24 protein-coding genes and 1 tRNA gene are annotated in these 24,438 nt (G+C 73.9%); 7 read left to right on the top strand and 18 right to left on the bottom strand.

Annotation, left to right across the window (positions count from 1 at the left end; genetic code table 11):
- Window positions 1-132: 132 nt before the first annotated feature.
- From BCAV_RS03455 to BCAV_RS03430, 6 genes are all read right to left on the bottom strand, one after another.
- The gene (locus BCAV_RS03455; RefSeq protein WP_012725727.1) at window positions 133-3,090 is read right to left on the bottom strand and encodes an FAD-binding and (Fe-S)-binding domain-containing protein; all 2,958 of its coding nucleotides are present in this window, start codon (window positions 3,088-3,090) and stop codon (window positions 133-135) included.
- A gap of 35 nt (window positions 3,091-3,125) precedes the next feature.
- On the bottom strand, window positions 3,126-3,698 hold the full coding sequence (locus BCAV_RS03450; protein ID WP_012725726.1) for a hypothetical protein: 573 nt from the start codon (window positions 3,696-3,698) through the stop codon (window positions 3,126-3,128).
- A gap of 143 nt (window positions 3,699-3,841) precedes the next feature.
- Entirely contained in the window at window positions 3,842-4,333 is a 492-nt protein-coding gene (locus tag BCAV_RS03445; protein WP_144016699.1) for a hypothetical protein, read from the bottom strand.
- Window positions 4,334-4,568: 235 nt separating this feature from the next.
- Entirely contained in the window at window positions 4,569-5,285 is a 717-nt protein-coding gene (locus BCAV_RS03440) for a glycerophosphodiester phosphodiesterase (RefSeq protein ID WP_012725724.1), read from the bottom strand.
- A 63-nt stretch (window positions 5,286-5,348) separates the two neighbouring features.
- The gene (locus BCAV_RS03435) at window positions 5,349-6,698 is read right to left on the bottom strand and encodes a hypothetical protein (protein WP_012725723.1); all 1,350 of its coding nucleotides are present in this window, start codon (window positions 6,696-6,698) and stop codon (window positions 5,349-5,351) included.
- Between the two features lie 85 nt (window positions 6,699-6,783).
- Window positions 6,784-7,296, bottom strand: coding sequence for an RNA polymerase sigma factor (locus BCAV_RS03430; protein ID WP_012725722.1), 513 nt, complete (start codon window positions 7,294-7,296; stop codon window positions 6,784-6,786).
- A gap of 197 nt (window positions 7,297-7,493) precedes the next feature.
- Between BCAV_RS03430 and BCAV_RS22875 the strand changes: the two genes are divergently transcribed.
- Window positions 7,494-7,649: a hypothetical protein gene (locus BCAV_RS22875; protein ID WP_012725721.1), complete on the top strand. Its 156-nt coding sequence runs from the start codon at window positions 7,494-7,496 to the stop codon at window positions 7,647-7,649.
- On the opposite strand, the gene BCAV_RS03425 is transcribed toward BCAV_RS22875, so the two are convergent.
- On the bottom strand, window positions 7,627-9,021 hold the full coding sequence (locus tag BCAV_RS03425; protein WP_012725720.1) for a hypothetical protein: 1,395 nt from the start codon (window positions 9,019-9,021) through the stop codon (window positions 7,627-7,629). The two genes, BCAV_RS22875 and BCAV_RS03425, sit on opposite strands and share 23 nt — an antisense overlap.
- A 226-nt stretch (window positions 9,022-9,247) precedes the next feature.
- Between BCAV_RS03425 and BCAV_RS03420 the strand changes: the two genes are divergently transcribed.
- Genes BCAV_RS03420 through BCAV_RS22460 form a run of 3 tightly spaced genes read left to right on the top strand, consistent with a single transcriptional unit; the run spans window position 9,248 to window position 13,654 of the window.
- Window positions 9,248-11,329, top strand: coding sequence for a PhoX family protein (locus tag BCAV_RS03420; protein WP_012725719.1), 2,082 nt, complete (start codon window positions 9,248-9,250; stop codon window positions 11,327-11,329).
- A gap of 50 nt (window positions 11,330-11,379) precedes the next feature.
- Complete coding sequence (locus BCAV_RS03415; protein ID WP_012725718.1) at window positions 11,380-12,429, top strand: aldo/keto reductase; 1,050 nt, start codon at window positions 11,380-11,382, stop codon at window positions 12,427-12,429.
- A gap of 7 nt (window positions 12,430-12,436) precedes the next feature.
- The gene (locus tag BCAV_RS22460) at window positions 12,437-13,654 is read left to right on the top strand and encodes a hypothetical protein (protein ID WP_085970011.1); all 1,218 of its coding nucleotides are present in this window, start codon (window positions 12,437-12,439) and stop codon (window positions 13,652-13,654) included.
- Here BCAV_RS22460 and BCAV_RS03405 read toward each other — a convergent pair.
- Genes BCAV_RS03405 through BCAV_RS03395 form a run of 3 tightly spaced genes read right to left on the bottom strand, consistent with a single transcriptional unit; the run spans window position 13,576 to window position 16,123 of the window.
- A complete protein-coding gene (locus BCAV_RS03405) occupies window positions 13,576-14,247 on the bottom strand; it encodes an SDR family oxidoreductase (protein ID WP_012725717.1) in 672 nt (223 codons plus the stop codon). The two genes, BCAV_RS22460 and BCAV_RS03405, sit on opposite strands and share 79 nt — an antisense overlap.
- Before the next feature lie 44 nt (window positions 14,248-14,291).
- On the bottom strand, window positions 14,292-15,110 hold the full coding sequence (locus BCAV_RS03400; RefSeq protein ID WP_012725716.1) for an ABC transporter permease: 819 nt from the start codon (window positions 15,108-15,110) through the stop codon (window positions 14,292-14,294).
- Entirely contained in the window at window positions 15,107-16,123 is a 1,017-nt protein-coding gene (locus BCAV_RS03395; protein WP_012725715.1) for a daunorubicin resistance protein DrrA family ABC transporter ATP-binding protein, read from the bottom strand. Before BCAV_RS03395 ends, BCAV_RS03400 begins: the two co-directional genes overlap by 4 nt.
- Before the next feature lie 71 nt (window positions 16,124-16,194).
- Between BCAV_RS03395 and BCAV_RS03390 the strand changes: the two genes are divergently transcribed.
- The gene (locus BCAV_RS03390) at window positions 16,195-16,968 is read left to right on the top strand and encodes a TetR/AcrR family transcriptional regulator (protein ID WP_012725714.1); all 774 of its coding nucleotides are present in this window, start codon (window positions 16,195-16,197) and stop codon (window positions 16,966-16,968) included.
- Window positions 16,969-17,076: 108 nt separating this feature from the next.
- Here BCAV_RS03390 and BCAV_RS03385 read toward each other — a convergent pair whose 3' ends face one another.
- The 4 genes from BCAV_RS03385 to BCAV_RS03370 form a co-directional block, all read right to left on the bottom strand.
- Window positions 17,077-17,538: an NUDIX hydrolase gene (locus BCAV_RS03385; protein ID WP_012725713.1), complete on the bottom strand. Its 462-nt coding sequence runs from the start codon at window positions 17,536-17,538 to the stop codon at window positions 17,077-17,079.
- A 3-nt stretch (window positions 17,539-17,541) separates the two neighbouring features.
- Window positions 17,542-18,003: a hypothetical protein gene (locus BCAV_RS03380; protein WP_012725712.1), complete on the bottom strand. Its 462-nt coding sequence runs from the start codon at window positions 18,001-18,003 to the stop codon at window positions 17,542-17,544.
- 62 nt (window positions 18,004-18,065) lie between these two features.
- On the bottom strand, window positions 18,066-19,154 hold the full coding sequence (locus BCAV_RS03375) for a fatty acid desaturase family protein (RefSeq protein ID WP_012725711.1): 1,089 nt from the start codon (window positions 19,152-19,154) through the stop codon (window positions 18,066-18,068).
- A gap of 113 nt (window positions 19,155-19,267) precedes the next feature.
- Window positions 19,268-19,471, bottom strand: a complete 204-nt coding sequence (locus tag BCAV_RS03370) for a cold-shock protein (RefSeq protein WP_012725710.1) — start codon at window positions 19,469-19,471, stop codon at window positions 19,268-19,270.
- A gap of 245 nt (window positions 19,472-19,716) precedes the next feature.
- On the opposite strand from BCAV_RS03370, the gene BCAV_RS03365 reads away from it, so the two are divergent.
- A complete protein-coding gene (locus tag BCAV_RS03365; protein WP_043346500.1) occupies window positions 19,717-20,475 on the top strand; it encodes a MerR family transcriptional regulator in 759 nt (252 codons plus the stop codon).
- Window positions 20,472-20,807, top strand: a complete 336-nt coding sequence (locus BCAV_RS03360; protein ID WP_012725708.1) for a YnfA family protein — start codon at window positions 20,472-20,474, stop codon at window positions 20,805-20,807. The genes BCAV_RS03365 and BCAV_RS03360 overlap by 4 nt, the downstream gene beginning before the upstream one ends.
- Window positions 20,808-20,892: 85 nt before the next feature.
- Here BCAV_RS03360 and BCAV_RS03355 read toward each other — a convergent pair.
- From BCAV_RS03355 to BCAV_RS03340, 4 genes are all read right to left on the bottom strand, one after another.
- Window positions 20,893-20,965 (bottom strand) — tRNA-Thr (locus tag BCAV_RS03355).
- A gap of 364 nt (window positions 20,966-21,329) precedes the next feature.
- Window positions 21,330-21,794, bottom strand: a complete 465-nt coding sequence (locus tag BCAV_RS03350; protein ID WP_012725707.1) for a DIP1984 family protein — start codon at window positions 21,792-21,794, stop codon at window positions 21,330-21,332.
- Window positions 21,791-22,795, bottom strand: a complete 1,005-nt coding sequence (gene ligD / locus BCAV_RS03345) for a non-homologous end-joining DNA ligase (RefSeq protein ID WP_012725706.1) — start codon at window positions 22,793-22,795, stop codon at window positions 21,791-21,793. The genes BCAV_RS03350 and ligD overlap by 4 nt, the downstream gene beginning before the upstream one ends.
- A 76-nt stretch (window positions 22,796-22,871) precedes the next feature.
- Window positions 22,872-24,410 (bottom strand): alpha/beta hydrolase, encoded by a 1,539-nt coding sequence (locus BCAV_RS03340; RefSeq protein WP_043348315.1) that lies wholly within the window; start codon window positions 24,408-24,410, stop codon window positions 22,872-22,874.
- Between the last annotated feature and the right edge of the window lie 28 nt (window positions 24,411-24,438).

The raw sequence follows: 24,438 nt of genomic DNA, 5'->3' as shown, positions 1-24,438 counted from the left end.
GACGGAACGGCCGGCACCTTCGCGAGAGGATCTGTGCGCGACGGCGAGAGGTTCGCTGCGATCCTCTCGCCGTCGCGCACAGATCCTCTCGCGGTCGCGCACAGATCCTCTCGCGAAGGGTGCGGCAGCGGGTCAGGGGCGCTCGGCCGCGACGAGCAGCTCGGCGAGCGTGCGGCCGCGGACGCCGACGAGGTGGTCGGCCTGGGTGCGGCACGAGAAGCCGTCCGCGAGCAGTACCGCATCCGGCCCGGCCGCGCGCAGAGCGGGCAGCAGCCCGTTCTCCGCGACAGCGACGGAGACGTCGTAGTGGCCGCGCTCCATCCCGAAGTTGCCGGCCAGGCCGCAGCAGCCGGCGACCGGCTGCACGTCGGCGCCGGCCCGCCGCAGGAGCTCGAGGTCCCGCTCGTACCCCATGACGGCGTGCTGGTGGCAGTGCGGCTGCGCGACCACCGGCACCCCGGCGAGCGCACCGTCGAGCGCGGCGAACCAGTCCTCGCCGGGCCCGAGCTCCGGGTCCGTGAGGAGCTCCGCCAGCGTGCGGGTGGCCGCCGCGACGGCGGCGGCTCGGGGGTCGTCAGGGAACAGCTCGCCGAGGTCCGACCGCAGCACCGCCGTGCACGACGGTTCGATGCCGACGATCGGCATGCCCGCCAGCGCGGCCGGGCTCAGCACGTCGAGCGTCTGGGTCAGGCGACGCCGGGCGCCGTCCAGCTGCCCGGTCGAGATCCACGTGAGCCCGCAGCAGGCCGGCTCCGACGGGATCCGCACGGTGTAGCCGGCGTCGGTGAGCAGGCGCACGATCGCCTGCGCGCCGTCCGGGGCGAGGTACTCGCTGAACGAGTCGGCCCAGAGCAGCACCTCACGCCCGCCCCCACCTTCGCGAGAGGATTCCGGTGCCACCGCGAGAGGGTTTCTGCGCGACCGCGAGAGGGTTTCTGCGCCACCGCGAGAGGATTTCTGCGCCACCGCGAGAGGATCCGCGTGGCGCGCGGCGAACCACCGCGAGAAGCGGCGGGTCGTGAACGCCGGCACGGTCCGCCTGGTGTCCATCCCGCCCGCCGCCAGGACCGCCTTCCGCAGGGGCGCGACCCGCAGCGCGAGGTTCGCCAGGCCGGCGACGGCGGGGATCGCCGTCGTCAGGCGCGCCCACCGGGGCAGCCAGCCGAGCGCGTAGTGGGTGACCGGCCGCAGCCGGCGCCGGTACCGGCGGTGCGTGACCTCCGCCTTGTACGTGGCCATGTCGACGCCGGCCGGGCAGTCGTGGCCGCACGCCTTGCACGAGAGGCACAGGTCGAGCGACTCGGCGACCTCCGGCGAGTCCCACCCGCGCACGAGCGTGCCGTTCGCGAGCTCCTGCAGCACCCGGGCGCGGCCCCGCGTGGAGTCTTTCTCGTCGCGGGTCGCGAGGTAGGACGGGCACATGAACCCGCCAGCTGCCGAGGTGTCGGCGCGGCACTTCCCGACGCCGACGCACCGGTGCACCGCCCGGGTGAGGTCGCCACCGTCGTGCGGGAAGGCGAAGCCGGAGCTCACGATCGGCAGCGGCCGGGCGGCTGGGCGGCGCAGGTCGGTGGTGATCGGTGCGGGCCGCACGAGGACGCCGGGGTTGAGTCCGTCCGCCGGGTCGAACAGGGCCTTGACGGCGCCGAACAGGTCGAGCGCCTCGGCGGAGTACATCTCCCCGAGCAGCGCGCTGCGAGCCCGGCCGTCGCCGTGCTCGCCGGACAACGATCCGCCGTGCGCCGCGACGAGCCGCGCGGCGTCGACCATGAAGCTCTCGAATCCCGGCAGGTCGGACCGTCGGTCGAGCGGCACGTCGATCCGCACGTGCACGCAGCCGTCACCGAAGTGCCCGTACGGCAGACCGTCGACGCCGTAGCTCGCCATGAGCTGCTCGAACTCGCGCAGGTAGGCACCGAGCCGCTCCGGCGGCACGGCGGCGTCCTCCCAGCCCGGCCACGCCTGGTCGCCCGACGGCGTCCGTCCCGCCAGGCCGGCGCCGTCCTCCCGGATGCGCCACATGGCGGCCGCCTCCGCACCCGCGGGGACGACCCGCGCGGCGGACGTGCCGGCGTCGGCGGCGATGGCCTTCGCGCGGGCGAGCGCGTCGGCGTCGTCGGCTCCCCCGACCTCGACGAGCAGCCATCCCCCACCCGGCGGCAGCTCCGGCACGGTGCCGTGGTGCCGCCGCACGACGTCGACCAGCCGCGCGTCCATGCCCTCGACGGCGAGCGGTGCGTGCGGCAGGAGCGCCGGGACGGCGTCGGCGGCGCTCGCCATGTCCGGGTACCCGAGCGCTACGAGGATGGGCGCCGCCGGGATCGGGACGAGGTCCACCGTGGCTTCGAGGAGCGTGAAGAGCGTGCCCTCGGTCCCGACGAGCGCCCGCGCGAGGTTCGACCCGTTCTCCGGGAGCAGGTGCTCCAGGGAGTAGCCGGAGACCTGCCGCGAGAACCGCCCGAGCTCCGTGCGGATCAGCGCCAGGTGGTCGGCGACGAGCCGCTCCAGGCCGGGCACGGCGTCGAGCGCACCGCGCCCGGACGCCGCCGTGAACGCGCGGCCCGTGCCGTCGATCGCCTCGAGGGCGCGCACGTTGTCGGCCGTCCGCCCCCAGGCGACGGCGTGCGGTCCGCACGCGTTGTTGCCGATCATCCCGCCGAGCGTGGCGCGCGCCTGCGTGCTCGGGTCCGGGCCGAAGCGCAGGCCGTGCGGCCGGGCCGCGGCCTGCAGGGACGACATGACCACCCCCGGCTGCACCCGCGCCGTCCGCGAGGTCGGGTCGACGTCGAGGATCGCGTCGAGGTGACGCGAGAAGTCGAGGACGACGCCCGGCCCGACGGCGTTGCCGGCCACGGAGGTGCCGCCGCCGCGGGCGGTCACCGGAGCCCCGTGCTCCCGCGCGACCCCGAGCGCCGCCACGACGTCGTCGGTGGACGCCGGGAACACCACCACCTGCGGCACGACGCGGTAGTTCGAGGCGTCCGAGGAGTACTCCGCGCGGCGGCGGGCGCTGTCGTCGACCCCGCCGGCGACGGCGTCGGCCAGGTCCCGAGCCAGGTGAGGGGCACGGACTCGGGCGGGGGTGCTCACCCGCGGCAGTCTCCCACGGCCGCGCTGGCCGTCGCTCAGGCGTTCGGCAGCCAGGCCATGACCGTGGCGCCGTCCCATGCGGGCAGCGAGACCTCGCCGAGGTCACCCAGCACGACGACGATCCCGTCGTCGCGGCTCACCGATCCGGGCACCTCGACGACCGACGTCGTCGGCACGATGTCCGTGGTGCAGATGTCCCCGCCGGTCTCGACGAGCTCCACGGTGAGCAGGCCCTCCTCCGACCCGGTGACCCCGACGCCGACGAGCGGGCAGGTGCTCGACCCGAACGTCACGACGAAGAGCTGACGCTCGGCGTCGCTCCAGCCGGCCCCCGCCTGCCCCGCGGAACCGGGCACGCTCTCGACGCCGGGCGGGAGGCCGCGGAAGAACTGACCCGTCGGGGTGGCGGAGCCTCCCGTGGACTGCTCACCGCTCGGCTCCGGGCTGGGCGCGGTGCTCGCGCTGGGAGTGGGCGACGGCGTGGGGGTCGGCTCGCTCTCGCCGCCGGGCGGCGTGCACGCCGTGAGCAGGGCTCCGAGCACGGCCGCGATGAGCGGGACGAGCACCCGGCTACCCGGCGAACGTCGTGCCGTCGATCCGACCGTCATGCCGAGCCGCCTCCTCGTCCCGGGACGCGCCCACGGTAGTCCGTCCACCGCGCGGCGCTGTTGCGACGCGCCACGACGACGAGGGGCGGCACACCTCGCGTGGTGTGCCGCCCCTCGTTCCGCGGCGATCGCGACCCGGCGCGTCAGCCTGCGTCGCAGGCCTCGCGGAGCGGCTCGATCGCGTCGAGCGCAGCCTGCGTGTCGAGCACGAGCGGCTCGGGCGCTTCTTCGGTGGCGCTCGTGGCGTAGTACTCGTCGACCTCGTCGTAGGGCGCCTGGATCTGGCCGATGAGCTCCGCGACGTCCTCCGGGGTGTCCGAGGCGTCCGTCAGGGCGACCTCGATCTGGAACAACGTGGACCGCATCGCCGAGAGGTCGTCGGTCGTCGCCTCGACGCCGTTGACGTTCGTGAGCTCCGTCTCGACACGCTCCGCGAGGGAGCCGTATCCGTCCGGCCTCTCCTCCTCAGCCGCGAAGAAGGCGTCGCACGCCGTGGTCGTGGACCCACCACCCGCGGTGCCGCCGGTCTCGTCGTCGCCGCCATCGGCGTTCAAGCACGCCGAGAGTGCCACGATCGCCCCGAGGGCGAGTCCGCCCCACACAAACTTCTGCACCGTCGTCTTCATGGAGCTCACACCATCACGTCTCGTCTCAACATTCGGTCAACTCGCGTTCATCGTCGGGCATGGAGCACGCCGCTGTTCTCGCGGGACCGCACTGTTTTTTCGCGTGGTTGCGCGGTTCACAACCCCCGGTCCCTGAGGGACGGTGACGAAAACCACAGTACCTCCGGGGGCCGGCCACCGCCCGAATCCCTCATGCCGCCGCCGTCCGGCGGCCCACGACGACCCGCAGATCGTCGCCGCGTCCTCATCCCCGGGCGGCGTCGCGCGCCGCCCGCGCCAGGCCGGGGTCGTCGACGATGACGACGTCGACGCCGAGCCCGACGGCGCGCGCGAGGCGCCGCTCAAGGTTCCTCTCCCCCAGACCCCACGTCAGCACGCCGAGCCCGCCGGCCCGGGCACGGGCCACGGAGCCGGGCGTCACGCTCGGCCAGAACGCGTTCACGCCGACGGCGCCGACCGCCGCGGCCCGCGCGAGCGCTGCCCGGCCCGGCCACCTGGTCACGAGCACCCGCGGCACGTCCGGTGCGTACTGCGCGACGACGCGCAGGTGGTCGGCCCGGAACGACATGACGCGCACCCGCGCAGCGAACCGCGGCTCGGCGACCAGGAGCCGGGCCAGTACCGGCGCGGCGTCGGCGGACTTCACCTCCACCAGGAGCGGCACCCCGATCTGCTCCGCCACCTCCTCGAGGGTCGGGAGTCCGGACCCGCCGGCGTCGAGACGCACGAGCTCGGCGGCGCGGTGGGCGGCGACCGGGCCGTGCCCGTCCGTCGTCCGGTCGAGGGTGGCGTCGTGGATGACGACGAGCACGCCGTCGCTGCTGCACCGCACGTCGAGCTCGATCGCGTCGGCCCCGGCGTCGACGGCGGCCCGGAACGCGAGCAGCGTGTTCTCCGGGTGCGTGGCGCTCGCGCCGCGGTGCGCGGCCACGAGCGGGCGGCGGATGTCCGACGGCGTCACGGGGGCGAGGTTATCCGGCTCCGCCCCGGTCCCTCCTCCGGAGCGGAGCCGGACGTCGTGGGATCAGCTCGAGAAGTCGAGCCGGTCGTCGGCGACGGCGACGACCGTCCAGGTCCCGCCGTCGGCGTCGGTGAACTCGTACGTCGGCACGAGCAGCACCGACCCGTCGCTCTGGTAGTGGGTGGCGACGCCGAGCCGCGCGCCTGTGAGTGCGACCTCCCCGACCGGCCACGACACCGGTGCACCAGTCGCCGGAACAACGGGAGGCGCCGTCGGCGGCGTGTACTCCTCGGCCATGTCGTCGGCCGTCGCCGCGAGCGGCCACGCCGTCGGTGACGCGCCGAACCGCGGGTCGCTGAGCCGCTCGAAGGCCTCCTGCTCGCTCACCACCGGATAGTCGCCGAGCGCGACGACGTCGGCGAGGCTCCCCCACAGCGAGATCGGTCCGGACGGGCCGACGGTGCCGCTCCACATGAGCCCCGTCCGCTGGTCGTCGATCACCAGCTCGGCCGTGACGTAGGCCGTCGCGGACCCCGCGTCCGGCTGCACCTCGAACGCGTACGACGCCGGGTCGACGCCGAGGGCCGCCATGACGTCCCGCACCGCGGCGATCGCGGCGTCGTCGCTGGGCCGCTCGCTCCCGTCGTCCAGGGTGGCGCAGCCCTCCTCGCTGTCGCAGGCGCCCGGGTCGAGCGCCGACAGGTAGTAGTTCAGCGACGCCGTCCCGTCGAGCGAGATGCTCAGCTCACCCTCGGCGCCGACGTACCAGGCGCCGTCGCGCAGCTCGGGCCTGCCGTCCACGCCGAGCACCGCCGCCGCCTGCGCGGCGCGCTCGGCAGTCGCAGCAGCAGTGGCGTCGAGGCCCCAGCCCGGCCTGACGCCTGGTTCGCCGGACAGCCCCGACGCGGTGAACACGATCCGTCCCGCGGCCCACGACGACGCCACGTCCGCCCCGCCCGCCTCGTCGGTGCCGGAGCCGTCCTGCGGGTTCGCCGGTGCGTCGAGGGCGATCGGCGGCGCCGCCCCGTCGGCGTCCTCGCTGTTCTCCGTATCCGCGGCGCCGGCCTCCTCGGCGCCCCCGGCGTCCTCGGCGCTCGGGGTACCGCCCGACATCGTGACCGCACCCAGCCCGTAGCCGCCCACGGCGACGAGCGCGAGCGCGGCCGCGACGCCCGCGGCGCGGAGCAGGCCGCTGCGGGTGCGCCGGGCCATCGGGACGACGGCGGCGTCGTCACCCGGGAGCTCGATCGGCAGGTCCCGCGCGGAGTCGGGCAGGTGCGAGGGGCCGGCGACGCCGACGCGCGCGGCGACGTTCGCGCGCAGCGACGGCAGGTCAGCGGCGACGCCGCGGGCCGGGTCGGCGTCGCGCAAGCGCTCGAGCGTGGGGTCGGTCCGCTCGACCTCGTCCGTCATGAGTTGTCCGTTCGTTCCGTGCGCCCCGGTGCCCGGGAGCTGCTCTCGTGGGGTCTGTGTGCCGCCCGTGGCGAACCTTGCAGCGTCACACCGCCATCCGGTCGGGCCACGCCTCCCGCAGCCGTTTCCGGGCACGCGACAGCGCGGCGTCGGCCCCCGAGCGCGAGATGCCGAGGACGTCCGCCAGCTCCGCGCCGCTCAGGCCCTCCCACGCGTGCAGCAGGAGGATCGCCCGGTCGCGCTCCGACACCGAGGCCAGCGCGCCGCGCAGCTCGGCGTCGGTGACGACGGCGAGCGCGGGGTCGCCGCCGCCGGGTGCGCCGCTCGGGTGGTCCGGCAGGTCGTCGACGGGCACGTCGCGGTGCTTGCGGCGGTGGTTGGCGAGCACGTAGCCGGCGGTGCGGTACAGCCACGGCAGCTCGGCGCCGCGCGGGACGTCGTCGCGCCGGCGCCACGCGATCGCGAACACCTCGGCCGCGAGATCGTCGGCGTCCTGCCGCGGGCCGCGGCGGGCGAAGTACCGGACGATCGCGCTCGCGTGCGCGCGGAAGGTCTCCTCGAACCAGCGGCTCGAGAACGCATCGGCGCGGTCGTCCACGAAGGGCTCCGATTCCTCGGGAGGGCGAGCGGCGGAGTCGGGGCCGGTCCCGGACGGAACGGCCTCACGGCTCATGTGTCGCGCCCCACGGGAATCTTGCACCATCTCCTGCCGGCCCCGACCGCCGAACGCACCCGGAACCGCGCGTTCTGCCCGCCACGCGCGGGTGAGGGCGCCCTCGCGGGAGGAGACCGCGGGTGAAGGCGCCCTCGCGGGCGAGCCGCCGCTGGAGCACCGCCCGCGTCGTGCTCGCGTGCCCCGCGCTCGGGAAGATCACCGGCAGCTCATCCCACCCGGGCTCTCGGCTCGCTCACCCGGAGCCGACCGAGCTCACCCGGATCCGGGACCCGTGAGGACGACGCCGTCTGCCCGGTCCGCGGGCCCGGCGCCGGCCGCCGTGCCGGGCGGCCGCTCGACGAACGTCACGACGATGACGGCCACCACCGCTGCGACGAGCCAACCGAGGATCGTGCCGGACGTCAGCGGCCGGCTGAGGAGGAGCACCGCCGCGGGAATGACGGCGATCGCCGCGAACAGGAGGGTGCGGTGCCGGAACACCCACTCGCCCACGGATCCCGTGGTCACGCCGCGTTCCTCCGCTGACGAGCGCAGGCCGGCGACGGCGCCGGAGTAGGCGTCGCGCAGCCGGGTGGGCACGCCGAACGGCCCGGCCAGCCACGCGACCACGGCGACGACGACCGCGAGCACCAGCAGCGCCGTCGTCGTCGCCCGCATCCGGTCCACAGCCGTGTCGTACAGCAGGCGTGCGACGTCGCCGGGCACCGTCGACGCCGGGAGTGCGGCGACGACGGCCGTCCGCCCGACCGCGAACGCGAGCGCGAGGACGCCCGCCGCGAGCGCCAGCCCGATCGCCGCCCGCACGAGTGCCGTGCTCTTCCGCCGGGCGACGAGGACTCCCCCGGCGAGGAGGGCGAGCGCCACCCACGGCAGCCACGTGCCCACGGTGACGACCGTGCTGTACGCGAGCTGCGCCGTCGGGAGCGCATCGGACTCGGCGACGACGATCGTGCGGTTCACCTCGGGGATGTTCGCCGCGAACGTGATCCCGCGGTCGACGAGCGCCGTCTTGACCCGTTCGACGATCGGGCCGAGCTGGATGCCGAGCGTGCCCTCGTCGGTGATGACGAGCGCCGCGTCAGGGTCGTTCTGCAGCGTGCCGGTCGCCTGCGTGTGGCTGATGCGCAGCGCCTCGGTCCAGGCCGTGGCGAACGCGTCGGAGGTCACGAACCGCGAGACGCCGTTCTCGATGAGGCCCGTCAGCCCGCTCGCCGCCGGACCCTTCAGCGCCTCGAGCGCCGTCGTCGCGCGCGGGCCCGTGCCCAGGTCGATGACGGCGTCGATCGCGTCGGAGGTGATCTGCTCGACGTCGACCTGCGACGTGATCGCGTCCATCACCTGGTCGGTGACGAACGCCTGGACCTCGGGATCCTCGGCGAGCGGCGCGTAGGTCGCGACGAAGGCATCCGTGTCGGTGAGCGTGGCCTTCGCCCAGCCGGTGACGACGGCGAGCGGGGCGAGCAGGCAGCCGAGGACGATGAGGACCGTCGCGAGGGCCGCGCGGCCCCGACCGCGCGAAGGTGGTGCCGGTGCGGCGACCGGAGCGACGGCGTCGGCCGGCCCCTCCAGCCGTGCCCGCAACGAGGCGTTCTCCTGCTCGAGCTGCGCGAGTCGTGCCCGCAGCTGTGCGTCGTCCTGCTCGTCCATCGTGGCCCCTCGGCTCGCGCGTCACGACGGCGCCGCACGCCGTCCACCGCAGGAGCATCATGGCGCGCAGCCGCGGCGTCGGCACACCGTGGACCGCCCTCCGGCAGGGAATCACCCGGAACGCATGAGGTGCGCAAGTGGTCATCGAGCGCTCATCCGCCGTTCACCATCACGGCGCGGCGCGAGGCCTAGCGTGCTTCGCGTCGACCCACCAGGAGGAGTCACGATGACCGAGACCATCCCGTCCACCGGGCGCCCGACCCCGCCCCGCCGGCCCTTGCCGCTGCTGGGGCACGGCGGCAACCGCTCGGCGCTCACCTGCCGGTACCGGTGCGGGGACGCGTGCTTCCACGACGTCCCCAACACGTCACGCGGGGAGACGTTCGGCGACGTCGTCGCCGCGGGGATCTCGCGTCGCAACCTGCTCAAGGTGGGTGCCGTCGTGGCGGCCGCCGGCGCGGTCGGCGTCCTCGGCCAGCAGCCCGCTGCAGCGCACGGGGGCCGGGGCAGCGCACGGGGCCTCGCGTTCACCCCGGTGGCGCCGAACACCGCCGACGCGGTCACGACGCCGCCCGGATACGTCTCGGAGGCCTTCCTGCGCTGGGGCGACCCGCTGTTCTCCGACGCCCCGGCGTTCGACCCGTCCGCGCAGACGGCGGCCGCCCAGCAGCGCCAGTTCGGCTACAACAACGACCACCTCGACATGTTCGACCTCGGCCGTGGCCAGTTCGCGATGGTGGTCAACCACGAGTACACGGACGAGCCGATGATGTTCCCCGCCTACGACCCCGAGGCGCCGACGGCGGAGCAGGTCGAGATCGCGTGGGCGGCGCACGGCCTGACGGTCGTCGTCGTCGAAGAGCGCCGCGGTCGCGGCCGCGGATCCGGGGCGCTGAGCGTCGTCGTCGACCACCCGCTCAACCGGCGCCTGCACACCACGAGCGAGTTCGCCCTGACAGGGCCGGTGGCGGGCCACGAGCTCGTCCGGACGAGCGCCGACCCGGACGGCCGGACCGTGCTCGGCACGCTCAACAACTGCGCCGGCGGCATCACGCCGTGGAACACGTGGCTGACCGCCGAGGAGAACTTCAACCAGTACTTCGCCGGCGCCGACGCCGTGACCGACCCCGTGACGCGCGAGCGGCTGCGCCGGTACGGCCTGCCGGGCGGCTCGACCGACCGCAGGTGGGAGCAGTTCGATCAGCGGTTCGACCTCGCCGCCGAGCCGAACGAGGTGAACCGGTTCGGGTGGATCGTCGAGGTCGACCCGATGGACCCGAGCTCCACGCCGAAGAAGCGCACGGCGCTCGGTCGCTTCAAGCACGAGGCCGCGTACCCGCGCGTCACGCGGGACGGACGCGTCGCCCTGTACATGGGTGACGACGAACGGTTCGACTACTTCTACAAGTTCGTCTCGCGCGACCGCGTCTCCCGCCGGGACTCCGACCACAACGGCACGCTGCTCGACAACGGCACCCTCTACGTCGCCCGGTTCACCGGTGACTCGCCGCCGGAGGAGATCCTCGGCGACGGTGCCCTGCCCGCCGACGGCGAGTGGGACGGGTCGGGCGAGTGGATCCCGCTCGTCACCAGCGACGACCGCCGCGGGCACGTGTCGCACGTGCCGGGGATGACGGCGGAGGAGGTGCTGCTCTTCACGCGGCAGGCGGGCGACGCCGTCGGCGCCACGAAGATGGACCGGCCGGAGGACGTGGAGCCCAGCCCGCGCACGGGGACCGTGTACATCGCGCTGACGAACAACACGGCCCGCGGTACCGGCGCCAACCCCGGGCCGGACGAGGCGAACCCGCGCACGGCCAACAAGCACGGGCACGTCGTCGAGCTCGTCGAGCAGCGCCGGGACTCCGGCGCCGGGGCCTTCGCGTGGCGGATCTTCCTGCTGTGCGGCGACCCGGCCGACCCGAGCACGTACTTCGCCGGCTACGACAAGAGCCAGGTGTCGCCGATCTCCTGCCCGGACAACCTCACGTTCGACGACCACGGGAACCTCTGGATCAGCACCGACGGGAACGCGCTCGGCACGAACGACGGCCTGTTCGGCGTCGCGACCGATGGGCGGTACCGCGGCCAGGTCAAGCAGTTCCTCACCGTGCCGCACGGCGCCGAGACGTGCGGGCCGCTCGTGCAGGACAAGCGGGTGCTCGTGTGCGTGCAGCACCCGGGCGAGCTGGACGGCGCCTCGTTCGAGAACCCGCTGTCGCACTGGCCCGACGGCGGGACCTCGATCCCGCGGCCGTCGGTGGTCGCGGCGTGGCACGAGCGGGGACGCCGCATCGGCGACGCCTGACCCTCCCCCGAGACGGTTCCCGAGGCACCCGCCCGGCCTAGGCTGGGCGGGTGCCTCGCTACGACTCCCCCGTGCCGGAGACCCACCGCCCGTATGTCGCCGCGGCAGACCGCTACGCGATCACCGACTACCGCCGGGTCGGGACGTCCGGCCTGCTGCTCCCGCCGATCTCGCTCGGCCTCTGGTACAACTTCGGCGACGACCGCCCGTTCGCGACGCAGCGCGAGATCCTGCGCTACGCCTTCGACCACGGCATCACGCACCTCGACCTGGCGAACAACTACGGCCCGCCGTACGGCGCCGCCGAGGAGAACTTCGGCCGGGTCATGCTCAAGGACTTCGCGCCGTACCGGCACGAGCTGATCATCTCGACGAAGGCCGGCTGGGACATGTGGCCCGGCCCGTACGGCCAGCTCGGCTCCCGCGGGTACCTGCTCTCCAGCCTCGACGAGTCGCTGGCCCGCATGAACCTCGACTACGTCGACATCTTCTACAGCCACCGGTTCGACGACGGCACGCCCGTGGCCGAGACGATCGGCGCGCTCGACACGGCCGTGCGGCAGGGCAAGGCCCGCTGGGTCGGCATCTCCTCCTACTCGGCGGAGCGCACCCGCGAGGCGGCCGCCGTCGCCGCCGAGCTCGGCACGCCGCTCGTCATCCACCAGCCGTCCTACAACCTGCTGAACCGCTGGGTGGAGGGTGGCCTGACGGACGTGCTGGACGACGTCGGCATGGGCGCGATCGCGTTCACGGCGCTCGCGCAGGGCGTGCTGTCGGACCGGTACGCGGAGGATCCCGACGGCGTCCAGCGCGCCGCGAACCGTGGCATCCGGATCGACGACGACGTGCTCGCCCGGGTGCGCGGCCTCGCCGGCATCGCTCGGCGCCGCGGGCAGACGCTCGCGCAGATGGCGCTCGTGTGGGTGCTGCGCCGCCCGACCGTCGCCTCGACGCTGATCGGCGCGTCGCGGGTCGAGCAGGTCGCCGAGAACCTCGCCGCGCTCGAGAACGCGTCGTTCACCGACGACGAGCTGGCCGACATCGACGGCTTCGCCGTGGAGTCGGGCGTCGACCTCTGGCGCCGCGTCGCCGAGCTCTGAGCCGCGCGTGATCTCCGCGAGGGAGCTGCTCGCGGGCCCACGCGGCCGGCGGCTCTGCCTCGAGCTGGCCACCGCCGTCCGGGACGACGACGGCGGCCTCGCCGTCGCAGCGTCCGCCGCGGCCTTCGCGCTGGATCCAGGCGCGGGCACGTCGCGGGTGCGTCTGACGGCCGTCTCCGACGGATCCGACCCGTCGGAGCACGAGGTGCCGACGCCGTCGCCCGCCGAGGTGGCGGGGCTCTTCCGCGGCACGCCCACGCCGTCACCGACCGAGGCCGATCTCCTGGTGGCGCTCCGCGACGCCGTCGACGTCGCCCGCTACTGGCAGGAGCCGGACGGCGAGGACGTCCTGGCCGCGACGCCGGACGTCCGAGAGGCGCTGCTGCCGACGGCGCAGGCCGTCGTCTCCGCGCCCCACGCGGCCTGGTGGACGACGCCGATCGAGCGGTCCGCGCAGCTCGTGGCCACCCTTGACGCACGGGACAGCCAGATCTACGCGCCGTTCACGGGCGCCGTCGTCGACCACCTCGCCACCTGGCGCGCCGAGACGGCTCAGGCCGAGGAACGGGCGGCGCGGGAGTACCCACGCGACGTCCGCGCCTCGTTCTCCGGCTCGTGGTGGTCGATCCCGCCGCACGCGCTCACCGGCTCCACCCGGGCGCTCGGCTCCAGCGGGCCGGCGGGCCTGTGGTTCGTGGAGGACCGGTTCGACGACGGCGCCGCCACGGTCCGCGCCGTCGCCGTCCCCCCGCAGGCCCGCGTGTACGAGATCACCGGCCCGGACGCCTGGGCCGACCTGTGCCGCCGGCACCCGCTGGACGTGACGGCGTGCCGCCGGCACGACTGGTTCCGCACCACCGGGCGCGACGGCGCGTGGGTGATCCCCGACTGGGCGGCCGTCGGCCGGGAGTACGACGGCGTGCACCTCACGGTCGCGGGCTACCTCACGACGGCGGGCCGCGCGGTCCCCGTCGACGGCGCAGCTTCCGTGCTCGCCGGCTGGGATGCCGATCGCACGGTCTGGCTCACCGACGTCGCCGTCACCGGCGAGCCGCAGACCTGGGGTGCTGCGCGACCACGAGACCTGGATCCGCACCGACGGCTGAGCCCGCCTCTGGACGGGCCCGACCGCGCGAGGCTAGTGGCTCAGCCGCGCTCGGCCTCGATGGCGGTCGCGACGGCCTCGAGCACCGGCGTCGTGCCGCCCACGAGGTCCCACTGGTGACCGACGCTCGACGGACTGCCGAGCACGGTGGCGAGCACCGCCGCGACGTCGGCCCGCGGCACCTCGCCCCCGGGGAGGGACCGCGCGAGGCTGACGAGCCCCGTGCCCGGCGAGTCCGTGAGTCGGGCCGGGCGGATGATCGTCCACTCCAGGCCGGAGTCACGGAGCGCGGCGTCGGCGTCCCGCTTCGCGGCGACGTACGCGGCCCACACCTCGGTCGCGTCGTCGCCCACCGGCTCGTCGACGCCGATCGCCGACACCTGCACGAACCGGCGCACACCCGCGGAACGGGCGCCCTCGATCGACTTCAACGCTCCCTGCAGGTCCACGCTCGTCTTCCGGTCGACCCGCCCGTCGGGACCGGCCCCGGCCGCGAAGACGACGGCGTCGGCGCGGCCGAACGCGCCGGCGAACGCGGCCGCGTCCTGAGCCTCGATGTCGAGCAGGCGCGGGACGCCGCCCGCGTCCCGCACGTCCGGCGCGTGCTCCGGGTTGCGGATGAGCGCGACGGGCGTGTCCCCGCGCGCGACGAGCAGCGGGATGAGGAGCCGGGCGATCTTGCCGTGACCACCGACGATCGCGATCTGTGCCATGCGACAAGGCTAGGCACGGACCGCCCGGCGTCGCCCGTCGAGCGTCAGCGTCCCTTGTTCCGGAACACGATGCCCGCCGCGACGGCGAACGCTGCCCCGATGCCGACCCACCACACCACCGCGAGCAGCGGCGCGTTGCCCATCGGCGTCCCGACGAGCAGCCCCCGGATGGTCTCGATCACCGGCGTCACCGGCTGATGCTCGGCGAAGCCGCGCAGCCAGGCGGGCATCGTCTCCGGCGGCACGAACGCGCTCGAGACGTACGGCAGGAACAGCATGAAGAACGTGAACCCGCTCGCCGCCTCCTCGGAGCGCACGGAGACGCCCACGAACACGGCGACCCACGTGATCGCGAGCACGAAGAGGAGGATGACGCCGACGGCGCCCAGCCACTCGAGCAGCGAGGCTCCCGGCCGGAATCCCATGATGAACGCGACACCGAACACGACGGCGGTGGTCGCGAGGTTCTTCGCGGCGCTCGCGACGACGTGGCCCACCAGCACCGTCGACGTCGCAGGAGGCATGGACCGGAACCGGTCGATGACGCCGGTCGTGGCATCGCGCGCGACGCCGATCGCCGTGTTCGCGGCGCCGTACCCGGCGCACAGCAGGATGATGCCGGGGGTCACGTAGTTGAGGTATTCGGTCCCGACGGCGAACGCGCCGCCGAAGACGTACACGAACAGCACCATGAGCATGATCGGCAGGACCACGCCCAGCACGAGCGAGTCCGGGTCGCGCGTGACGAGGCGCAGCGCTCGGCCGGACATCGTGGCGGCGTCGCGCCACCACTCCCGCAGGCGGGCGACGCCGGAGGTCGCGGGGGCGAGGTCGGCGGGCGGCCGGGCGGCGAGCGCGGTCATGCCGCCACCTCCGTCCGGTCCTGCTCGTCGGTGGTCGACGTCGCGCTGCCGGCGTCTGGCCGGGTGCGCGCGGCGTGGCCGGTGAGGGCGAGGAACACGTCGTCGAGCGACGGCGTCCGCACGTCCCACCGTTCGACAGCGACCCCGGCGCCGTCGACGGCGTCCAGCACGTCGCGGACGTGGCCGACCGAACCGTCCGTCGGCACGCGCACCGTCGCCCCGATCGGGGTGACCCCGAACACATGGGCGAGCCGGGCGCCGTCGTCGGCCCCGCCGGTGACGATCTCGACGCTCGCCTCCCCCACCCGCGCCTTGAGCTGCGCGGCGGTGCCCTCCGCGACGATGCCGCCGTCGTCGAGAAGCGCGATGCGGTCGGCGAGCCGGTCGGCCTCCTCGAGGTACTGCGTGGTGAGGAAGAGGCTCGCGCCGTTGGCGACGACGTCGCGGATCACGTCCCACATCGCCTGGCGGCTGCGCGGGTCGAGCCCGGTGGTCGGCTCGTCGAGGAAGATCACGCTCGGCCGGCCGAGGAGCCCGGCGGCGAGGTCGAGGCGACGCCGCATGCCGCCGGAGTACGTCTCGACGCGCCGGTCGGCGGCGTCCGTGAGCCCGAACGCGTCGAGGAGCTCGGCGGCCCGCGGTGCGACGGCGCGGCGCGGCAGGTGCGCCAGCCGGCCCATCATCACGAGGTTCTCAGCCCCGGTGAGCTTCTCGTCGACGGCGGCGAACTGCCCGGTGAGGCTGATGAGGTCGCGGACGCGGCGTGCCTCGCGGACGACGTCGTGGCCCCACACGCTCACGCTGCCGGCGTCGGGTCGCAGCAGGGTGGCGAGGATCCGGACGGTCGTGGTCTTCCCCGCCCCGTTCGGGCCGAGGAGCGCGAGGACCTCGCCGCGGCGCAGCTCGAGGTCGATGCCGTCCAGCACGCGGGTGGCGCCGAAGCGCTTGGTGAGGCCCTGGGCGCTGACGACGACGTCGCCGGCCGTCCCGCCGCCTCGGTGAGCTGTGTCCATGGTCGGGTCCCGTAACTGTGTATGGTGCACGCTGTCAGGCGTACGCTATACACAGTTCTAGGATGCCGTCAATGGACACCGAGGATCGCGCGGGTCGCGAGGACGAACGGCCGGACGACGCCGTCCCGTCCGCGCTGCGCGTGCTGTGGGGCACCGACCGCCTCCCGCGGCGCGGCCCTCGCCCCTCCCTCACCGTCGACGCCATCGCGGCGGCGGCGATCGGCGTCGCCGACGACGAGGGGCTCGCGGCCCTCTCGATGTCCAGGCTCGCGAAGGAGCTCGGCGTCAGCACGATGGCGCTCTACCGCTACGTCAGCAGCAAGGACGACGTCCTGGCGCTCATGGCCGACCGCATCGCCCCCGACGCCTACGACCTGCTCGGGCCGCCGGACGACGACTGGCGCGCGGCACTCGAACGGTGGGCGCTCGTCCAGCTCGACCTCATCCAGGAGCACCCCTGGATGTTCCAGCTCACGCTGACCACGATGGAGACCGGCCCGAACCGGATGCGCTGGGTCGACTGGGCGGTCGGGGCGTTCCGCGGCACCCGCCTGACCGCCGGGGAGAAGCTGTCGCTCGTCGGCCTCATGGCTGCGTTCCTGCTGGCGGAGGGTCGTCTCGTGGTGGAGGAGGCGGCGGCGGGCTCGGCGGCGCCCGACGTCACGGCCACGATCCTCGCCCACGCCGACTCGGCGATGTTCCCGCACCTCGCAGCCGCGTTCCGGCCCGACGACGGCGACGCGGACGTCGCGGAGCTGTGGACCGAGGGCTTCGGGGTGCGGACGCTGCTCGACGGCATCGCCGTCATCGTCGAGCGCGCCGATGCCGCCCGCGGCGGCGCCTGAGGTCCCGGATCCGCCCGCGGCCGGCCGAGTGCGTGCTCCCTTCCGCCGACGCGCCGCGGAGTCCGGGCGAAGTCACGCACTCGGCGAGACCGGCCGAGGGCGCCGGCGTCAGCCCGACAGCCGCTCGGCGAGGCGATCCAGCAGCTCGACCTGACCGGCGACGACGAGACCGCGCGCCTTCGCCAGCGGCACCCACGCGGCGCGGTCGAGCTCCGGGAACGACTGCCGCCGGCCCGATCGCGGCGGCCACTCCATCTCGAACGTGTTGCTGGTGATGGTCGAGGCGTCGAGGTCGGCCTCGCGAGCCCACGCATGCACCACCTTGCCGGCGCGCTGCCGGATCTCGCCGAGGTCGACGTCGTCGCCCGGCGGCGCCGCCGTCCCCAGCTCCTCCGCGAACTCGCGCAGGGCGGCGTCGTGAGGGTCCTCGTCGTCGGCGTGCTCGCCCTTCGGGATCGTCCAGGCCCGCTCCCGCCGTGACCAGAGCGGCCCGCCCATGTGCCCGAGCAGCACCTCGACGGCGTCGTCCGCGCGGCGAAAGAGCAGCAGTCCGGCGCTGCGCGCGACCAAGATTCAGAGCCCGGCCACGGAGGCGCGCGCCAGGAGCAGAGCTGCTGCGTCCTCGATGACGGCCGCCCGCGCGTCGTCGCGCAGGAACGACACGTCCGAACGGCCCGCGGCCGCCCGCCACGACGCGCCCGCCACGGAGCCCGCCCACGCCGCGGCCGCACCGCCCGCGGCCGGCAGCAGCGACGCGCCCCACGACCGGCCGGCGAGCCGGCTCACGGCGAGGCCGCCGACGGCCCCGGCGACGAGCCTGCCGAGGAACGCCGGGCTCTCCAGGCGGCTAGGAGCCGTGGGGAGCTTGTCACCGAAGAGCTCCGCCGCGACTGCCGCTCCGGCGGCGAACCGGGCCGCTGCGGGACCGGCACCCTGGCGGCGGCCGGCGGCGACGAGGACAGGGGCGGCGACGGCGAGCGTGGAGCGCCCACCGGCCGCCAGCCCGAGGACGACCGAGCGCAGGAGTACCGACATGCCCTCTGTCTACCGCGAACCACCCACGGCGGCACGCGCGGGGAACATACCGTGCGGCGTCGTCAGCGCAGCTGCGTGGCGAGCGGGCACGCCCACGGGTCGCGCGCCCGCAGGCCGACCTCGTTGAGGTACCGGATCACGATCCCGTACGACTGCCAGATCGTCGTCTCGGTGTAGGGGATCCCGTGCTCGGCGCAGTACGCGCGGACGATGGGCTGGACCCGGCGCAGGTTCGGGCGCGGCATGCTCGGGAACAGGTGGTGCTCAGCCTGGAGGTTGAGGCCACCCATGAGCAGGTCCATGAACGCCCCGCCGCTGATGTTGCGGCTCATCCGGACCTGCCGGTTGAGGAAGTCGATGGTGACGTCGGCCGGCACCACTGGCATGCCCTTGTGGTTCGGCGCGAACGACGCGCCCATGTAGACGCCGAACACGGCGAGCTGGACGCCGAGGAAGGCGAAGGCCACCCCGGGCGAGAGCACCCAGAAGGTCAGGGCCATGAACCCGACCAGGCGCACGGCGAGCAGCGTGATCTCCAGGCCGCGGCGCTTGACGGGCTCCGGCGCGAGCACCCGCCGGACGCCCTGGACGTGCAGGTTGAGGCCCTCGAGGAGCAGCAGCGGGAAGAACAGCCAGCCCTGCCGTGCCGTGAGCCACCGCCCCATCGGTGTCCGGCGTCCGTCCGCCACCCGTTCGGTGAACGCCACGACGCCGGGCGCGATGTCCGGGTCAGCCCCCACCTTGTTCGGGTTCGCGTGGTGCCGGGTGTGCTTGCTCTGCCACCACCCGATGCTGATGCCGACGACGAGGTTCGCGAGCAGGATGCCCGCCCACTCGTTCCGCGGACCCGACGCGAACACCTGACGATGGGCGGCGTCGTGCCCCAGGAACGCCGCCTGGGTGAACAGCACCCCGAAGATCACGGCGGTGACCATCTGCCACCAGGAGTCGCCGATGACGACGAACGCGGCGGTCGTCGCCGCGAGCAGGCCGAGAACGGCGCCGGAGCGCAGGACGTAGTAGCCGTACCTGCGACGGAGGAAGCCCTCGGCGCGGATGCGCGCGGCGAGCTCCGTGTACGGGTTGACGTGCGCGTCGCGTGGTCGCGTCGGCGCATCGGGTCGATCGGTGGTGCTGGTCGCTGCGGTCACGCTGTCCCTCTCCGGGGCTGGGCCGGGCGCAGGCGTCTGTTGCCGGGGCGCGGCGCGGATAGCACGACGCCCCCGCGCGTGGCGGGGGCGTCGTGCTCAGTGACCGGTGGTGCTCAGAGCGGCCGGATGTTGGACGCCTGCGGGCCCTTGGGGCCCTGCGTGACGTCGAACTCCACGCGCTGGTTCTCCTCCAGCGAGCGGAAGCCGTCGGCGACGATCGCCGAGTAGTGGGCGAAGACGTCAGCAGAGCCGTCCTCGGGGGCGATGAAGCCGAAGCCCTTCTCGGCGTTGAACCACTTCACGGTTCCGATGGTCATGGGTACTCCATTCAAAGCGAGACGAGCCCGACTGTCGGACTCGCCGTCACGGTGTTCGCCGTCTGCTCCGGATGGAACCACGCCCCACGCGAGTGGGCCGATGTGACGCTCAAAGCACTGCAACTGCCCTCAAGCGTACCGGACACGGGCTGCGAATGGTCAGGACCGTGGAAACCGCTGACCAGGGTTCCTTGGCCGGCCCGCGGCTTGACCTTCGAGTCGAGTTGAAGGTCTACCGTCCTGGGATGAGCGGGATGAGGATCTCCGAGGTGTCCGCGCGCAGCGGCGTTCCGGCGTCGACGCTGAGGTACTACGAGGCCGAGGGCCTGCTGCCCGCGGCACGTGCCGAGAACGGGTACCGCGAGTACGAGCCGACGGCGCTGGACCGGCTGGCGTTCATCGCCCAGGCCAAGCACCTCGACCTCCCGTTGTCGTCCGTGCGCGAGCTCGTCGACGCGTGGGAGTCGGAGCCGTGCCACAGCGTCCGGGCGCGCTACCGGCCGATGATGTCCGAACGAGCCGCGCAGGTCGACGATCGGATCGCCGCACTCGCCGCACTCCGGGGGACGCTCACCACGGCGATCCGCCGCCTCGACGCGCTGCCGGATCGCGAGGAACCCTGTGACGCCGGCTGCACGTTCCTCGACCGGCCGCGCGCCGCCCCGCCCGCCCTGCCCGTGGTGCCCGAGGCGCCTGTCGCGCCGAGTCCGGCGCCGCTCGCGTGCTCGCTCGGCTCGGGCGACGTCGAGGCACGGCTCGCCGAGTGGCACGACGCGCTCTCCGGATCGGAGCGTCGAGACGTCCCGGACGGCCTGCGGATGACCCTGCCCCTCACGCACCTCGCGCGCATCACCGCTCTCGCTGCCGCTGAGCAGGAGTGCTGCGCCTTCTACGCGTTCCGGATCGACCTGCACGGACCGACCTTCGACCTCACGATCACCGCCCCACCCGACGCCCGGGAGATGCTCGATCGTCTGGTGCCGACCAGCGAGGACCCCCGATGACGCTGACCCGCTCCATCATCCTGTTCGTCGCCGCGGCCCTGTTCGAGATCGGCGGCGCCTGGCTCGTGTGGCAAGGCGTCCGTGAGCACAAGGGCTGGATCTGGATCGGCGCCGGAGTCGTCGCGCTCGGCCTGTACGGCTTCTTCGCCACGCTGCAGCCCGACGCACACTTCGGTCGCATCCTCGCGGCCTACGGCGGTGTCTTCGTCGTCGGTTCCCTCGCCTGGGGCATGGTGGTCGACGGCTTCCGCCCGGACCGTTGGGACGTCGTCGGCGCGCTCCTGTGCCTGGCGGGCGTCGCCGTCATCATGTACGCCCCGCGCCCGGCGTAGGTCGCGTCGCGCCGCCCGCGCCCGATGCGCCGCCACCGGGCAGCGAGACGCCCCGCCCGGATCACCGGTGCGGGGCGTTCGAGGGAGCCGCCTGTGGGAATCGAACCCACGACCTATTCATTACGAGTGAATCGCTCTGCCGACTGAGCTAAGGCGGCGCGCTGCCGTCGGGAGCCGGCCCGGGCAGCGGCGACAACTGTACCTGCCGCCCGCACCCCCTCCCAAATCACCGGCCGTGAGGTCCGGCACTCCGTCGTCACGCCCGCTCGGGCGTGACGACGGCAGGTGGCGACGGCTGAGGTCCACGGCGATGGCAGGTCCCCGTTCCCACCCTCGTCGCCTCCCGGGTCACGTCGACGCGCGGTGCTGCGCTGTGCGTGCTGCCGGGTACGCATGTGCGTCGTGCCAGGGCTGCCCTGTGCACTGCGTGCCCTGCCCTCCGGGCGACACGGCGTGAGCCGTTTCCTGTGAAGGGGGTTGCGTCCGCCCGCGGCTCGGTCGGCGACTACCGACTGCCATCGCTCAGCCGTCGACCACCTCCGTCGTCCAGTTCGTTGCCTGGAGCCGCGAGTCGAGGGCCCGCAGCTCGGCCGCCAGAGCGTCGGCGTCGTGCCGCAGCGCGCGCACGTCGACCGACGACACCGACTTGATCTCGGAGCGCCCGAACCTGCCGCCCTGGCCCACCGAGCCGGCGTCCGCGAGGTCCACGCGCAGGTCGCGGCGCAGCCGCAGCACGTCCCGTCTCGCGAGCGCCCGGGTCACGGTCAGGCCCGGCTCGACCTCCGTGGCCAGGTTCGTGGCGTTGATCCGTGCCATGAGCTCCTCGAGCTCCGCAGCGACCCGTTCCGCCTCGGCCAGGAGCTCACCCGGATCCTCGTCCGGCTGGTCGCCCTCCTGGTGCCGGGCCGAGGCCACCGCCCGCCCGCGCAGCTCCTGGAACCTCTGCGTCAGCTCGGCCCGCCGGGCGAGTGCCTCCGCCAGCTTCATGCGTGCTCCTCCTGGTCCGACTCGTCCGCGTCGTCCGCCTCGTCCGTGGGGCCACCGGCATCGGCGCCCGCGCGCTCGTCCCGCTCCGCCCACTCGAGCAACGGCTCGATGGAGAACACCGCGTCGTCGATCCCGGCGTGCAGGTCGCCGAGCGCTTCGAAGCGGTCCGGCATCGTGCCGATCGTGAAGTCGTGCGGGTCGACGTCGGGCACCTCCGCCCACGTGATCGGTGCGGACACCCGCGCGTCCGGCACCCCGCGGACCGAGTAGGCGGCGGCGATCGTGTGGTCGCGCGCGTTCTGGTTGTAGTCGACGAACAGCAGCGCCGGATCCCTGTCGCGGGTCCACCACGTCGTCGTGACGTCGTCGGGCGCCCGACGCTCGATCTCCCGCGCGAACGCCAGCGCAGCACGCCGCACGTCCTTGAACCCGTACCGCGGCTCGATCCGCACGTAGATGTGCAGCCCCGACCCGCCCGACGTCTTCGGCCACCCCACCGCGCCCAGCTCGTCCAGCACCTCGTGCACGACGCCGGCCACGCGCTGCACGCGGGAGAACGGGCAGTCCGGCCCCGGGTCGAGGTCGATGCGCCACTCGTCGGGCTTCTCGGTGTCGGCGGCGCGGGAGTTCCAGGGGTGGAACTCGACTGTCGACATCTGGACCGCCCAGATCACCTGCGCCGGCTCGGTCACGCACAGCTCGTACGCGTGCCGGCCGTAGCGCGGGAACTCGACCCGCACCGTCCGCACCCACGGTGGCGCCCCGGCGGGCACGCGCTTCTGGTGGACCTTCTTCTCCGCGATGCCCTTCGGGAACCGGTGCAGCATGCACGGCCGCTCCCGCAGGGCACGGACGATCCCGTCACCCACGGCCACGTAGTACTCCGCGAGGTCCCGCTTCGTGTACCCGTGCTCCGGGAAGTACACGCGGTCCGGGTGCGTGAGGCGGACGACCTTGTCGGCGATCTCGAGCTCGACGGCGTCACTCGCCTCGCGGGCCATGGTCGCCACCGTAGCCGGGCGGCCCCGCGGGGGCACTCCCGGCCCGCGACGTCCTCGTGGGTGTGAGGTCCGGGCGTCAGCAGACCGTGCCGTCGTCCGGCAGGGTCCCGTCCAGCAGGTAGGCCTGGACCGCCTCGTCGATGCACGGGCTGCCGCTCGCGTACGCCGTGTGGCCGTCGCCGTCCCAGGTGAGCAGCCGCCCCGACTCGAGCTGGCCGGCGAGTGCCTCCGCCCACCGGTACGGCGTCGCCGGGTCGCGCGTCGTGCCGACGACCAGGATCGGCGCGGCGCCGGCGGCCTCGATCGGCTCACGCACCGCCGTCGACTGGTACGGCCACTGGCGGCACACGAGCTCACCGGTGCCCATCGCCGCCCCGAACAGGGCCGAGGCCTCCTCCAGCTCGTCCGCCTGCGCGAGGATCTCGTCGACACTCGAGGTGATCGGGTAGTCGCTGCAGTCGATGCCCCAGAACGCGAAGTCCGCGTTCGGATCCGGGTCGTCGTTCTCGTGGGCGATGACGTCGAGCGCCGAACCGTCGGCGTCCTCGAATGCCTGCGTGAAGCCCTCGCTCAGTGCCTCCCAGGCCCAGGCCACGTACATCGAGGACTGGATCGCCCCGTACGCCTCGTCGCTCGTGAGCTCGCCGTCCTCGCCCTCGGACGGGAGCGGCTCGGCGTCGAGCTCCTCGAGGAACGCCACCGCCCGGTCGTACGCCTCGTCCTCGGTGCCGCTGAACGGGCACGCGTCGCCCTCGAGGCAGTTCGCGAGGTAGGAGCGGAACGCGACCTCGAAGCCGTCGACCTGGTCCGCCGTCATCTGCGTGTAGTCGATCGACGGGTCGATCGCCCCGTCGAGCACGAGCCGCCCCACGCGGTCCGGGAAGAGCTCCGCGAACGTCGCCCCGAGGATGGTGCCGTAGGAGAAGCCGAGGTACGTCAGACGCTCGTCGCCGAGCACCGCCCGGAGCACGTCCAGGTCACGGGCGGCGTGCACGGTGTCGACGTGATCGAGCAGGTCGCCGGAGTGGTCCCGGCACATCTCGCCGAGCGCGTCCAGGTCGTCGACGAGGCGCTGCACCTCCGCGTCGTCGGACAGGTCGTAGTCGCCGCCGCTGGGGTCCTCCTCGTCGGGACCCAGACACACGATCTTGGTCGAGCTGCCCACGCCCCGCGGGTCGAAACCGACGACGTCGTACGCGTCGAGCACGCGGTTCGAGAACAGGTCGGCGGCCGAGTCCACGAGGTCGAGGCCCGACGCACCCGGCCCGCCCGGGTTGACGAGCAGCGAACCCTGCCGGGCGGCCGGGTCGTCGGCCGGGAGCCGCTTGACCGCGAGCTGCACGCGCTCCCCGTCGGGCGCGTCGTAGTCGAGCGGCACCTCGACGTCGGCGCACTCGAACCCGCCGCCGCACGCGTACCAGGACGGCACCTGCGTGTAGAACTCCGCGAGCGCGTCGTCCGACGGCTGCGGCGTGGCGCTCCCCTGCTGCCCCGGATCCGTCGGCGCGCCCGCGTCGACCGGCTGCAGCATCGGCGCGGGACCCGCGCACGCGGCCGCCAGGCCTGCCACCGCCAGCACTGCCGCGACGCCACGCGCCGCTCGCCTCCTGCTCACCGGGTCAGCGTACGGGCCCTCCCGCCAC

The organism is Beutenbergia cavernae DSM 12333 (assembly GCF_000023105.1).
GTDB lineage: Bacteria > Actinomycetota > Actinomycetes > Actinomycetales > Beutenbergiaceae > Beutenbergia > Beutenbergia cavernae.
Note: the sequence above shows the minus strand (reverse complement) of the source record. Positions and strands in the feature narration are given on the sequence as shown.